This window comes from Mesorhizobium sp. 128a (genome assembly GCF_053848025.1).
In genome coordinates this window covers 116,612-129,976 of sequence record NZ_JBSPKY010000003.1, presented here as the reverse complement: position 1 = coordinate 129,976, position 13,365 = coordinate 116,612, and the positions used below count along the sequence as shown (strand labels likewise).

Below are 13,365 nucleotides of genomic sequence, written 5' to 3'. Positions count from 1 at the left end.
CTCAGGCCTTAGTCGGCCGAAGCGATAAGGTCGGCGAAGCGCTTCTGCGCCTCTTCGACCGTCATGTCCGGCTTGGCGAAGAATTCGGAGAAGAGATCCTCCTTCTGCTTCTGGCTGTCCTGCGACATCAACTGGTCGGTCCAGGGCATGACGCTGCCCTTGGCCAGGATGTCGAGGCCCTTCTTCATGCAGTCATTCGCCGCCTGCAGGTCGACGTCGCCGCGCACCGGTAGCGAGCCCTTCTTCAGGTTGAAGGCAACCTGCGTCTTGGGATCGAGCAGCGTTTCGGCCAGCACTTCCTGCGCCTTGGACTTGTCGGCGTCCTTCAGCAGCGGGAAGTAGAAAGCATCGCCGCCGGTGGCAATCACCTCGTTCAGCCCGAGGCCCGGAAGGCAGGTATAGTCCTTGCCGGCGGTCTGGCCGGCGACCTGGAATTCGCCCTGTGCCCAGTCGCCCATGATCTGGCCGCCGGCCTTGCCGGTAATGACGAGATTGGTTGCCTGATTCCAGTCCTGCACATTGGTGTTCTTCGCCATCTTGCGGGCATCGTCCGCGGCCTTGAACACCTTGGCGACCTCGGGCCCGGCGGCGAATTTCGCGTCCTTGTCCTTGTAGACCTTGAGGAAGGTATCGGTGCCGCCGACAGCCGCGAGCAGCACGTCGAAGGCGCCGGAGGCCTGCCAGGGCTGCCCACCGACGGCGAGCGGGATGATGCCTGCCTTCTCCAGCGCAGGGGCGGCCGCCACATATTCATTCCAGTTCTTCGGCACCGGCACGCCGGCCTTTTCGAAGGCCGCGTTCGACAGCCACAGCCATTGCCAGGAATGGATGTTGACCGGCACGCAATAGATCTTGCCGTCGATGGTGCAGCTGTCGAGCAAGCTCTTCGGCCGCACGATTTCCGTCCACTTTCCCTTGGTGGCGACATCGGTGAGGTCGCGCATCAGGCCGGCCTGCACCAGCTCCTCGGCCTGCCGGCCGTGGTTGAACTGGGTGGCGCCCATCGGATCCCCGCCGGTGATGCGGCTGATCATGATCGGCCGCGCCGTACCACCGGACCCGGCGATGGCGCCGTCAACCCAGTGATTGCCCGTGGCATCGAACGCCTTGGCGAGTTCCGCAACCGCCGCCGCCTCGCCGCCGGACGTCCACCAATGGGTGACTTCCAGGTCGGTCGCGGCTGCGGGGCCGGCAAACTGCAGCGCGGCCGTCGCGGCTGCAAAAGCAGCGGTCAAGAGTTTATAGCGCATTTCGGTTCCTCCCAGAATCTGAAACGTTACAGATTTTCGATACGGCAATTGTGCGGTGCGCGCAACCCCTCGGTGGAAGCTGGTTCGATATTTTTTCGAGGCGCGAACAAATTCCTTGCTCGCAAGCCGGCAAATTCATCACAAAATTGGCTGCTGCGCTGCAAAATCATGCTGCAGTGCAAGAGATCCATCCCAAGCCTCGTTTTCTCGCCTGGCTTCGACTTGGACCGAAAACCCTGCCAGAAGCATGAATTGAGGCGGTCTGCGGTGGCAAGATTGGCAATCTGTAACGTTTCAGTATATTTGACGCTTGGCGGGTGAACGGCCTTGCCGCATCGTCATGGAACGATTGTCGGCAGGCCCGGCGGCTGCTATGCGCCTGATGGGGCGGGACGAATGGACAGGGACCAGACGGACAAGGACGACGAAGCGTCGGCGCATGAGCGGCCGACGCTGAAGACGCTTGCCTTCATGACCGGGCTCGGCGTCACCACCGTCTCGCGCGCGCTCAAGGATGCACCCGAGATCGGCGCCGAGACCAGGCGGCGCGTCCAACTCGTCGCCAGGCAGATCGGCTACCGGCCGAACCGCGCCGGCGTGCGCCTCAGAACCGGCAAGACCAACGTCATCAGCCTCGTGCTCAACACCGAGCGCGAGATCATGAGCTTCGTCTCCGACATCATCTACGGCGTCTCGGAGGTCATTGCCGACACGCCCTATCACCTGATCGTCACGCCCTATTCGCGCTCGCAGGATCCGCTTGATCCGGTGAAGTACCTCGTCGAGTCCGGCTCGGCCGACGGCGTCATCATTTCGCGCACGCAGCCCAATGACCCACGCGCCCGCTACATGCTGGAGCGCGGCATTCCCTTTGCAACGCATGGCCGCACCGATATGGGGCTGGTGCACCCCTATCACGACTTCGACAACTACGCCTTCGCCGCCGAGGCGGTGCGCCATCTGGCCGGCATCGGCCGGCGCCGGCTGGCGCTCGTGACACCGCCTGTGGGGCTCACCTATTACGGCCACACGGTGAACGGCTTTGCCGATGCGCTGGGCGAGGTCGACGCCAGCGAAGTGCCGTTCAACACCGTTTCAATCGACCAGTCGATCGATCAGATCAGGACGCGGACCGCGCAGCTGATGCGCCGCGACGTCCGGCCGGATGGTTTCGTCAGCAGCGCCGCCGCGGCAACGCTGGCCATCGTTGCCGGCATCGAGGATGCCGGCTTGAAACTCGGCCGCGACGTCGACGTCGTGTCCAAACAGTCGTCGGAGCTGCTGCACCTGTTCCGCCGGGAGTTGCTGATCGTCAACGAAGACTTCCGCCTGGCAGGCACCGAGCTTGCCCGCGCCGTGCTGGGGTGGATAGGCGGCGCGGCGCCCGGCTCTTTGCAGACTGTGGTCAAGCCCGGCGACGTCGTCGCCTACCGCGGCTGATGGCCGGCATCACCTGACTCTAGCCGGCAGCGCCGCTGCCCCATGGTCCATGGAATGCGCCCTGCTCGCCGATGCGCTCGAAACCGTGAGCGCCGAAGAAATCGCGCTGCGCCTGGATCAGGTTCGAGGTGCCGCGGCCCTGGCGGTAGCTGTCGAAATAGGCGAGCGCCGAGGCCAGTGCCGGCACCGGCGAGCCGGCCTCCGATGCCCTGGCGACGATGCGCCGGAGCGACGGATGCGCCTCCTGCATCATGGCGATGAAAGCCGGCGCCATCAGAAGGTTGGTGGCAGCGCCGCCGGAGCCGAAGGCTTCCGCCATCGTGTCGAGCATCTGCGAGCGGATGATGCAGCCGGCGCGCCAGATCTTGGCGATGGTCGGCATCGGCAGGTTCCAGTTGAACTCCTTCGAGGCGCCGCTCATCACCGCGAAACCTTGCGCATAGGCGGCGATCTTGCCGGCGAGCAGCGCCAGCTCCAGGTCTTTCAGAACTGCCGCCTTGTCGCCGGAAATCTTGGTCACGCCGATATTGCCATAGGCCTTTTCTGCCGCCTGGCGCTCGTCCTTGATCGAGGACAGCACGCGCGCCGCAACCGCCGCCTCGATCGCTGTCGCCGGAATACCAAGCTGCTGCGCCTCGATGACAGACCATTTGCCGGTGCCCTTCTGGCCGGCGCGGTCGAGGATGATGTCGACCACCGGCTTGCCGGTTTTTGCATCGTCGGCGGCCAGAACCTTGGCGGTGATCTCGATCAAATACGAATCGAGCCGGCCCTTGTTCCAGTTTTCAAAGACGGTGCCGATCTCCTTCGGCCCCATACCGAGGCCGTCGCGCAGGATGCCGTAGATCTCGGCGATCATCTGCATGTCGGCATATTCGATGCCGTTGTGGATGGTTTTCACGAAATGCCCGGCGCCGTCGGTGCCGAGCCAGGCAGCGCACGGTTCGCCCTTGAATTTGGCCGAGATCGCCGTCAGCACGCTTTCGACGCGCTTCCAGGATTCTTCGGTGCCGCCGACCATGATCGACGGGCCGTGGCGTGCACCTTCCTCGCCGCCGGACACGCCCATGCCGATGAAGGTGAGGCCCGAGCCGGACAGCTCGGAAAAGCGCCGCATCGTGTCGCGGAAATTGGCGTTGCCGGCATCGATGACGATGTCGTTGGCCGACAGCACGCCGCGCAAGGACGCGATCTGCTCGTCGACCGGCTTGCCGGCCAGCACCATGATGATGATCGGCCGAGGCGGTCGGATAGCGTCAGCAAGCTCCTCCAGGCTGTAGCAGGGCACCACCCTATCCCTGAGCGCGCCAGCACTTTCGAGGAAGGCGTCGGTGCGCGCCTTGGTGCGGTTGAAGACGGCGATGCGATGCCCGTGCTCGGCAATGTTGAGCGCCAGGTTGGAGCCCATCGTGCCAAGGCCGATCAGGCCGATTTCGGCTTTTTCCATCGTTTCTTCCCTGCTTTCGGATTTTGTTGAGGTCGCGTTTTGCGGCGATGATTGACGGGCCTTTCGCGCCGCGTCAACCGCTTCGCTGAATTGTGACGACCCGCGTTGCGTGAGACTTGAGGTCGAGCCGAGTCAGGAAGTGTCCGTTGGGAGGCCAGGTGACGCCTTGCCGATTGAACATCCGGCGTTACGTTGGACATATGGCAGTCAAACGGATGGACAATGTAGGAATCGTCGTCGATGACCTCGAAGAGACGGTTGCCTTCTTTCGCGAGCTCGGCCTCGAGCTCGAAGGGCGGGCCACGATCGAAGGAGAATGGTCCGGACGTGTCACCGGACTGGGCGATCAGCGCGTCGAGATTGCCATGATGCGCACGCCGGACGGCCACAGCCGGCTCGAGCTCTCCCGTTTCCTGACGCCGCCTGTCGTCGCCGATCACCGCAACGCCCCGGTCAACGCTCTGGGCTACCTCCGCGTCATGTTTGCCGTGGACGACATCGACGACACCCTTGAAAGGCTCCGTAAACGCGGCGCGCAACTCGTAGGCGAAGTCGTCCAGTACAAAGACGTTTATCGGCTCTGCTACATCCGTGGGCCTGAAGGGCATCTCATCGGGCTCGCCCAGGAGCTCGGCTGAGCGCCCTTCGCGGGCCGGCTGAATATTACTTTGCGCGGATGTCGATAGGCGCCTCGATCTTTATCACCTCGAGATCCGAAACCAGAATATCGAGCCGCGCCGTCCACCGGCCCGGAACCGGAATGACGAGATTGTCGATGCGCCAGGTGCCGTCGCCGGGTTTGGTCGCCGGACGCTTGATCGGCTCGATGCCGGAATCGGGCTTGGACAGCACCAGCGTCACCTCCTTGGCGTCGAGCGGTCCGAAATCGCCGTCCATGATGACGATGGAGGCGGCAACTGGGCCGGAATGGCCGGGCGTGATGTCGAGATCGGCCATCGCCTTCAGTGTGTGGATATGGATCGACGCCGGCTGTGCCGCAGCGATGGCCAGCGCCCGTGGCGGCGGCGTGAAGCGCCAGCCCGCGGCAACGCCGAAGATCAGAAGCACGATCAGCATTTCGACTGAGATCGAACGGGTGAGCCGGCGCCGCACTTCCGTCGCGCCTGCCTCGGCCGAGGCGGTGAGCCGCCAGCGATTGACCGCCGCCAAGGTGAACAGAAACACCAGCAGCGCCAGCTTGATGACCAGCAGCCGGCCATAGGCGGTGTCGACCAGTGCCGCCGGCGTCTGCACCTGGATGATGGCGAGCACGACGCCCGCCCCTGCAAGCACCGCCACCACAGGCAGGATCGTGCGTGAAAACCGCCGCAGGAACGCGCCGGCCTCCGCCGATTGGCTGTTCAGTGCCAGGCCGAGCGGCAGCAACGCCCCGGCCCAGAAGGCGATGCCGGTGCCGTGCAGGAACACCATCGGCCGCGTCAGCCATTGCGGCTCTGCCGCACTGGCATGGCCGCTGGCGGCAAGAGCTACGCCCACACCGGCCAGTCCGGCGAGCGCCAGCGGCTTGGCGCCGGCGCGCGGCCCGGCCAGCGACAGCAGGCCAAGCCCGAGCGCCGCCAGCCCGATCATCACCGTCCAGCCAAAGCTGGTGGCGAGGCCGGTGCGCCAGATCAGCGGCTGCGTCAGCTGGGCGAGCGGCGCACCCAGCGCATCCAGCCCCTGGAAACCAAGCGACAAGGGTGCGACGACAAGGCCGCACAGGATGGCGGCAATGACGCAGCGCTGACCCCAGCGCACGCCTTGCGCCAGCCAGGTCAGCGCGAAGGCGCCGCCGACACCGAGGAAGAGGCCGATGTAGAGAAGAAGCTTGGCGGTCCATATTGCCGACCGCAGATCCAGGTCAACGGCCTCCCCCGTCGCCGGCACGGAACTTGGCGCGCCGACGGAAAACAGCACGGAACCGCCGACCGGATGGCCGTCGGCGGAAATCACCCGCCAGCTCAGCACATGTGTGCCCGGCCCGAGCTTTTGCGGATTGTCGATCGCAACCGTCTGGTCGTTGAGCCTGAACGAGGTCAGAGCAACAGGCGAGCCGTCGGGCCGCACCAAGGTCAGCACCAGCGGCGACACCGGCTCGCTGAAGGTCAGCGAAAACTGCGTCGGCGCCTGCTCCAGCACCGCCCCGTCGGCCGGCTCGGCCTTGATCAGCGCCGCATGGGCAAGGGCCTGGTTTGGCGTAGCGAGGACGGCAAGCAGCAGGATCGCAACCAGCAGGCCGAGGCACCTGCCGACTGTCCGCCCTATCCGCTGGAAACAGGCCACGCTCATGCCATCCACCAAACAGCGGCGCGCCGCTTCGAAGCAGCGCGCCACCAATGCATCACTTCTTGGGCAGCAGGTTGAGGCCGGGCGCCGGATCTTCCAGCGCATCCTCATCCTGACCAGCCGCCGGAATCTCTATCCAACGCGTAGTGGCGCCATCGCATTCCTGCACCACCGGAAAATAGAGTTTTTGACCGGCCGGCAGATCGGGGGCCAGCGTGCCGCGGAAGACAAACTCGTCATAAAATTCGTCAGGCAGGCTGCCGCCGCTCCAGTCGACCTCCTTCACGCCCGACGTCACCGCCTCGCCATAGAGCTGGTAGGACTTCTCGTATTTGCCCTTCTTGACCTGCAGCGTCCAGCCCGGCTTCGGCATCGGCTTCACCGCAATGACCCCTTCCGGTATCTGCACTCGCACGGCAGTCGTCGCCTTACCGTCGCAGCCATGCGGCACGCGCAGCACGGCCTTGTAGGTCGAGCCGACGGGCGCCTCCTGGGTTTCGAGCGTGATATGGGCGAAGGCGGCACTTGTCCCCAGGACGAGACATGCAGCGGCCGACAAAAGATACTTGTTCATGATGGTCCCTCTCGAAAAATCGCTTGGCAACAATTGGTCAGTCGTTGTCTTCCTGGGGCGGTGCGCTGCCGATGGCTTGCACGGCGAACTCGACGTTCACCGTTCCGGCCTTCTCGAAAGTGAGCGTGGCGGCAAACATCTGGCCCTCCTTGGGCGGCTGCTTCAGATCCATGAACATGATGTGGTAGGCGCCGGGACCCAGCGTGACCTTGCCGCCCGCCGGGATTTCAAGGCCGCCCTCGACCGGGCGCATGGTCATGACGCCATCCTTCACCCCCATTTCATGCAGTTCGGCTTTTGCCGAGATATCGGAGGAAATCGACAGCAGCCGGTCCGGCGCGCTGCCCTTGTTGACGATGGTGAAGTAGCCGCCGGCGACCTTGGCGCCCGCCGGCGTGGCGCGCGACCAGGGATGCTCGATCTCGATGTCGCCGCCCTTGAATTCATGCGCAAGGACGGAATGGGCGCCGACGAACAACAAGGCGAAGGCGAAGACGGCGCCGCCAAGACGGCGCTCGAGTGTGCGGAGGAAATGCGTGCAGCGCGACGCGGTGGCACGAAGAAAACGGGACATGGCTAGGCTCCATGGATGTGAGGTCGCGCCGTTGCCGGTCGCAAACGATGTCGATCATTGGATGATTGTCGCTCGCGCAAGTTACGCGAGGCAGTTTTCAGACGGTAAGCGGCGGCGCGCGTGGATTGGCCGGAGAACGCTCGCGTGTGAAGTCCAGATGCCTGGCTACCGGAACGACAAAGGCGACCGATTCAAAGGACAGGCTGACCGGCCCTATGCCGACACCCGGTGGCGGCGCATAGGCAGCTGACACCATGCTGCAGCCAAGCATGCAGCATGCCGGCATATGCTGTTGGTGCGGATCGCCACCGGGACGCTTGACCGCCCCCTCATGGGTGCAGATGACATTGCCGAAGGCATCGAGTTGCGAGGCGCCCGGCGCCGCGCCGAAAGCGAACGCGCCGAGCGTCGACTGGAGCAGCAACACACAGGCCGCGACAAACGCGGCCGTCATGCTCCATCTCTTACGCCGGATGTTCAAAGACCTGCCTCTTCACGCAGCAACGGCAAATACCTAGCACGCGACTCGCAGCCGGAAAATCGCCAAATCATCGCTGCGGCAACGCGGCGCGTTCAATGCATGTCGCCCAAAAGCATGCCCTCGGGCTCGACCCGGGGGTGCGCAGCGGTCTTGGGATAACGACGTGCATAGGCAAGACTCCTGAGCGCGTCGCGCGCTCAGGAAACGGTGCGGCCGCCAATCTCCGGGATCGAGGTCAGCAGCGTGTGGCGCGCCGACTTCAGATGCTTGCGGCAGGCAACGTCGACCTTGCCGAGATCGCGCGATTTCAGCGCGGCGATATAGGCGAGATGCTCGCTCACCGCGACTTCATTGCGCTCGCGTTCCTGCGCCTTGTTCCACTGGTAGTGATAGTGGAAGATCATGGCGATGACGTCGTAGAAATCGACGATGAAGCGGTTGTGCGAGGCGCGGTGGATCAGCCGGTGGAAGCGTTCGTCGAGCTCCGAGAATTCGTTGAAGCGGGTGGAGATCTCGCTGGCCAGAAGCCGGTGCTCGTCCTCCAGCCGGTCGAGGTCGGCCCAGACCGGACTGTCCTGCGGCAAGGCGGCAAAGGCTGCCGCCGAGCGTATCTCGAACATTTCGCGGATTTCGGTCAGTTCCAGCGCAAAGGCTCGCGTAAAGCCCTTCAGGACCCAGTGGCTGTTGCGCCGTTTCTCGATCAGGCCGAAGCGGGAGAACCGGATCAGGAATTCGCGCACGCTGGTGGTGCCGACGCCGATCTCGCGCGCCAGCTCGAGCTCATTGATCTGCATCCCGGCCTCGGCGCCGCCGGCGAGCAGCCTGCGCATGAACGAGCGCTCGATGATCTGGGCCAGCGTGTCGGTTTCCTCCTCGGGGAAGAAATCATCCGGCTTCGGCGCCCTGAGCACTGTCTTGCTGCGTTTGTTCCACGCTATCAGCCCGGTCTCTTCCATGCGCGCCAGGATGGTGCGCACCGTGGTGCGGCTGACGCCGAGCATAGTGCCAAGCTCCGGTTCCGACGGCAGGCTCTGCGTTTCATCGAGCAGCCGCAGACCTCTGTTATAGGCGTCCTTGTAAACGTTGTTGCTCTTCGACATCCCTGCCCCGTTGCGCGCCGGCGCTTGCTGTGGCTGGCTTGAAGCGCGATATCACCATGTCCTCGCGCATGACCCAGCAAAGCAAAACGCTGTGCGTGTCAGACGCGGCTTCCTACAACCCACGCGTCCATCGGATGCATGGTCTCTCCCCCTGAAAAAACAATTGACGCAAAAATGTTTTTTCCCGATAAAAGACATTATATGTAAACAGACGCGTGTCAATCCGCGCATCCCCCAGGAACAGACCCAGGAAACTGCCCGTGAACGCCTCGAACAGCATTCTTCTGTCCCCCGCCGACAATGTCGCGGTCGCCAATGGCCGCATCGAGATCGGCACCGCGCTTCCCGGCGGCGCCGTTGCCACGGCCTTGATCGAGCCCGGCCACAAGGTGGCGATCAAGCCTATCGCCGCCGGCGAGGCGGTGGTCAAGTATGCCCAGGCCATCGGCCGCGCCACGATAGACATCGCGCCAGGCGACCACGTCCATTCGCACAATCTGGTTTTCGAGAGCGGCCGCCTGCCGGTGGTGCCGCCAAGCGAGGCCGAACACGCGACGGACGCCGACCGTGTCAGAACCTTCATGGGCTATCGCCGCGCCGACGGCCGTGCCGGCACCCGCAACTTCATCGGCATCATAGCCAGCGTAAACTGCTCGGCTACCGTCTGCCACGCCATTGCCGATGAGGCCAATCGTGTGCTGTTGCCGAAATATCCGGGGATCGACGGCTTCGTGCCGATCGTCCACGGCCAGGGCTGCGGCATGAGCGGCACCGGTGACGGCATGATGGTGCTGCACCGCACGCTCGCCGGCTATACCCGTCATCCGAACTTCGGCGGCGTACTGATGGTCGGCCTCGGCTGCGAGGTCAACCAGCTTACCCTTTACGGCCAGAAGGGTGCTGCGGCCGGAAAACGCCATTTCAACATCCAGGACGCCGGCGGGTCGCGCAAATCGGTGGAAAAGGCGATGGGCGTGCTGGCGGAAATCGCCGAGGAAGTCGGTACATTGCAGCGTGAGCCGATCCCCGTCAGCGAGATCGTCGTCGGTCTGCAATGCGGCGGCTCCGACGGTATGTCGGGCATCACGGCCAATCCGGCGCTGGGTGCGGCCGTCGACATCCTGGCCGGCGTTGGCGGCATCGGCATCCTGTCCGAGACAACGGAGATCTATGGCGCCGAGCATCTGCTCGCCTATCGCGCGGCGACGCCTGAAATCGCCGCCAAGCTCGACGGCTATATCAAATGGTGGGAAGAGCATGTCGCCAAGCATGGCGCGTCGATCGACAACAACCCTTCGCCCGGCAACAAGCGCGGCGGCCTGACCACCATTCTGGAAAAGTCGCTGGGCGCGGTCGCCAAGGGCGGCCAGACGCCGCTCAACGGCGTCTTCGGCTATGCCGAGAAGGTCACCGGCAGCGGCCTGGTGTTCATGGACACGCCCGGCTACGACCCGGTCTCGGCGACAGGCCAGGTGGCCGGCGGCGCCAACATCATCGTCTTCACCACCGGCCGCGGCTCCTGCTTCGGCTGCCGGCCGACGCCCTCGATCAAGGTCGCCACCAACTCGACCATGTATCAGCAGATGGAAGAGGACATGGACGTCAATTGCGGCGTCATCGCTTCGGGTGAAAAGACCATCGCCGGCATGGGCCGCGAGCTCTTCGAGCTGATCGTCGAGACGGCGTCGGGCCGCAAGACCAAGAGCGAGGCGTTCGGCTACGGCGACAACGAATTCGTGCCGTGGCATCTCGGCGCCACGCTGTAAACACCAAAAAAACATGGGCCGCAAAAGACAGCCCGCAGAGCAATTCCAGGAAAAGTGCAATCGGTTTTCCGTCCGGAATTGCGTCAAAACAGTCCGCCGTTTTCTTGAAATGGCGAAATGCTCTCGGGGAGGCTTCGGATGAACAAACGCCGCATCGGCACGACTGCGCTCGAGGTCACCGAGATAAGTTTTGGCGGTGCGGCCATCGGCGGTCTCTACCGGGCCTGCCCGCGCGAGGCGGCGATGGAAACGCTGCAGACCGCCTGGGAGGCCGGCCTGCGCTATTTCGACACCGCGCCCTTCTATGGCTTTGGCCTGTCGGAACGTCGGACCGGCGATTTCCTGCGCTACAAGCCGCGGGATTCCTATGTCTTGTCGACCAAGGTCGGACGGCTGTTCCGTCCCGTGCCGGAAGACCAGGTTCCCGATCACTCCTATGTCGACCCGCTGCCTTTCGCGCTCGACTACGACTATTCCTATGACGGTATCATGCGCTCGGTCGAGTTCTCCTACGCGCGGCTCGGGCTAAACCGGATAGACATCCTGTTTGTCCACGACATTGGCGCCTATACGCATGGCGTCGAGAAGACGAAGCTGCACTTTCGCCAGCTGATGGATGGCGGCCTGAAGGCGCTGGAAGAGCTGAAATCGTCCGGCGTGATTTCCGCCTACGGGCTCGGCGTCAACGAGGTGCAAATCTGCCTCGACGTTCTGCGCGAAGCGCCGCTCGACTGCATCCTGCTCGCCAGCCGCTATTCGCTGCTCGACCGCTCGGCCGAGGCCGAGCTGCTGCCACTTTGCCGTCAGCGCCAGACCACGCTGATCATCGGCGGTGTCTTCAACTCCGGCATCCTCGCGACCGGGCCGGTGCATGGCGCCCATTTCGACTATGCGCCGGCGACGCAGGACATACTCGAGCGTGTCGGCGCGATGGAGAAAATCGCTGATGAGGGCGGCTATCCGCTGGCGGCGGCGGCGTTGCAGTTTCCACTGCACGAACCTGTCGTGGCCAGCGTGCTGACCGGAACGGCCAAAGCCGCCAACCTGACACGCAATCTCGACCTGTTCGACATCAAGGTGCCGCAAACAGAATTCGCCCGCTACGCTCCATACACCATCGTGCAGGAGCTCGGCTGACGAAAAGCCACGCTCACCCGATTCTCAAGAAAGAATGAACATTCCATATTGACTGATCGATGGAATTAATATTCCATAGCGGTCGTGGAGGATCGGGAGCGTCGGAACGTGCCACGGAGGATCGGTAAGGGAGACTTCCTTCGCCGCCGAGCCATGTGCAGGCCGATATGAAACACCGCTTGCGTCGGCTGGGTCGATGCACTATCAAAAAGCGGCAACTGTTTTTTATTGATAAAGTTCCGTTGGGGCCACGCCTATCCGAATGGAGCTTCCGTAACCTTCACCGGGCGATCTAGGGAGGATTCCTAATGAAATTCGTGACCAGCATTCTCAACCGCCGCTCACTTGTTGCGCTTGCAGCCGCCTCGATGCTTGCCGGCGCGCTGCACACGGCGCCGGCTTCGGCGGCGGACGTGACCATTCCGATCATCGTCAAGGACACCACGTCCTTCTATTGGCAGATCGTCCTGGCCGGCGCCCGCAAGGCGGGCAAGGATCTCGGCGTCAATGTGCCGGAGCTCGGCGCCCAGGCTGAGACCGACGTCAACGGCCAGATCTCGATCCTCGAGAACGCCGTCGCCGGCAACCCGGCCGCCGTCGTCATCGCGCCGACCGAAGCCAAGGCGCTCGGCAAGCCGATCGACGAGGCCGCGGCCAAGGTCAAGGTCATCGGCATCGACTCCGGCGCCGACTCCAAGGCCTTCACCTCGTTCCTGACCACCGACAACGTGCAGGGCGGCCGCGTCGCAGCTGACGGTCTCGCCGCCGCGATCGGCGCCGCCAACGGCGGCAAGGTCGAGGGCAAGGTTGCGCTTATCACCGCGCTCCCCGGCGCCGGCTCGCTCGAACAGCGCGCGCAAGGCTTCAAGGAACAGCTCAAGGCCAAATATCCCGGCCTCGAACTGATCGCCGACAAATACGCCGACGGCCAGGCCACCACCGGCCTCAACATCGCGACCGACCTGATCACTGCCAATCCGGACCTGAAGGGCATCTTCGCGTCAAACCTGATCATGGCGCAAGGCGTCGGCCAGGCGATCGCCGAGAACAACCTTGCCGGCAAGGTCGGGCTGATCGGCTTCGACAGCGACGAGAAGCTGATCAAGTTCCTCAATGATGGCGTCATTTCCGGCCTCGTCGTCCAGGATCCGTACCGGATGGGCTATGACGGCATCAAGACCGCGCTCGCCGCCTCGAAGGGCGAGAAGGTGGAGGCAAACGTCGACACCGGTGCCAATCTCGTGACCAAGGACAACATGAAGGATCCCAAGATCGACGCGCTGCTCAATCCGAAGCTCTAAGCAGCCGGT

The 13,365-nt window shown here is 63.7% G+C and carries 12 protein-coding genes; 5 read left to right on the top strand and 7 right to left on the bottom strand.

Features of this window, described 5'->3' with window-relative positions; all coding sequences use genetic code 11:
* Positions 1-8: 8 nt before the first annotated feature.
* On the bottom strand, positions 9-1,250 hold the full coding sequence (locus tag ACWTU9_RS06900) for an ABC transporter substrate-binding protein (RefSeq protein WP_454586053.1): 1,242 nt from the start codon (positions 1,248-1,250) through the stop codon (positions 9-11).
* Positions 1,251-1,646: 396 nt separating this feature from the next.
* Between ACWTU9_RS06900 and ACWTU9_RS06895 the strand changes: the two genes are divergently transcribed.
* Complete coding sequence (locus ACWTU9_RS06895) at positions 1,647-2,690, top strand: LacI family transcriptional regulator (protein ID WP_454586054.1); 1,044 nt, start codon at positions 1,647-1,649, stop codon at positions 2,688-2,690.
* A 19-nt stretch (positions 2,691-2,709) separates the two neighbouring features.
* On the opposite strand, the gene gndA is transcribed toward ACWTU9_RS06895, so the two are convergent.
* Positions 2,710-4,137: an NADP-dependent phosphogluconate dehydrogenase gene (gndA, locus tag ACWTU9_RS06890; protein ID WP_455857653.1), complete on the bottom strand. Its 1,428-nt coding sequence runs from the start codon at positions 4,135-4,137 to the stop codon at positions 2,710-2,712.
* Between the two features lie 200 nt (positions 4,138-4,337).
* On the opposite strand from gndA, the gene ACWTU9_RS06885 reads away from it, so the two are divergent.
* Entirely contained in the window at positions 4,338-4,775 is a 438-nt protein-coding gene (locus ACWTU9_RS06885) for a VOC family protein (protein ID WP_455857935.1), read from the top strand.
* A 25-nt stretch (positions 4,776-4,800) separates the two neighbouring features.
* Here ACWTU9_RS06885 and ACWTU9_RS06880 read toward each other — a convergent pair whose 3' ends face one another.
* The 5 genes from ACWTU9_RS06880 to ACWTU9_RS06860 all read right to left on the bottom strand — a co-directional run bounded on the left by ACWTU9_RS06880 (position 4,801) and on the right by ACWTU9_RS06860 (position 9,152).
* Complete coding sequence (locus ACWTU9_RS06880) at positions 4,801-6,426, bottom strand: copper resistance CopC/CopD family protein (protein ID WP_455857652.1); 1,626 nt, start codon at positions 6,424-6,426, stop codon at positions 4,801-4,803.
* Positions 6,427-6,478: 52 nt separating this feature from the next.
* The gene (locus ACWTU9_RS06875; RefSeq protein WP_454586061.1) at positions 6,479-6,997 is read right to left on the bottom strand and encodes a YcnI family copper-binding membrane protein; all 519 of its coding nucleotides are present in this window, start codon (positions 6,995-6,997) and stop codon (positions 6,479-6,481) included.
* Positions 6,998-7,034: 37 nt separating this feature from the next.
* Entirely contained in the window at positions 7,035-7,571 is a 537-nt protein-coding gene (locus ACWTU9_RS06870) for a copper chaperone PCu(A)C (protein WP_455857651.1), read from the bottom strand.
* Between the two features lie 97 nt (positions 7,572-7,668).
* Positions 7,669-8,025 (bottom strand): DUF2946 family protein, encoded by a 357-nt coding sequence (locus ACWTU9_RS06865; protein ID WP_455857650.1) that lies wholly within the window; start codon positions 8,023-8,025, stop codon positions 7,669-7,671.
* 224 nt (positions 8,026-8,249) lie between these two features.
* Complete coding sequence (locus ACWTU9_RS06860) at positions 8,250-9,152, bottom strand: GntR family transcriptional regulator (RefSeq protein ID WP_455857649.1); 903 nt, start codon at positions 9,150-9,152, stop codon at positions 8,250-8,252.
* A gap of 260 nt (positions 9,153-9,412) precedes the next feature.
* Between ACWTU9_RS06860 and ACWTU9_RS06855 the strand changes: the two genes are divergently transcribed.
* The 3 genes from ACWTU9_RS06855 to ACWTU9_RS06845 all read left to right on the top strand — a co-directional run bounded on the left by ACWTU9_RS06855 (position 9,413) and on the right by ACWTU9_RS06845 (position 13,356).
* Positions 9,413-10,918 carry a UxaA family hydrolase gene (locus ACWTU9_RS06855; RefSeq protein WP_455857648.1) on the top strand — a complete coding sequence of 502 codons (1,506 nt, stop codon included), beginning with the start codon at positions 9,413-9,415 and terminating at the stop codon, positions 10,916-10,918.
* A gap of 138 nt (positions 10,919-11,056) precedes the next feature.
* Positions 11,057-12,055, top strand: a complete 999-nt coding sequence (locus ACWTU9_RS06850) for an aldo/keto reductase (protein ID WP_455857647.1) — start codon at positions 11,057-11,059, stop codon at positions 12,053-12,055.
* Positions 12,056-12,363: 308 nt separating this feature from the next.
* Positions 12,364-13,356 carry a substrate-binding domain-containing protein gene (locus ACWTU9_RS06845; protein WP_455857646.1) on the top strand — a complete coding sequence of 331 codons (993 nt, stop codon included), beginning with the start codon at positions 12,364-12,366 and terminating at the stop codon, positions 13,354-13,356.
* Positions 13,357-13,365 lie beyond the last annotated feature (9 nt).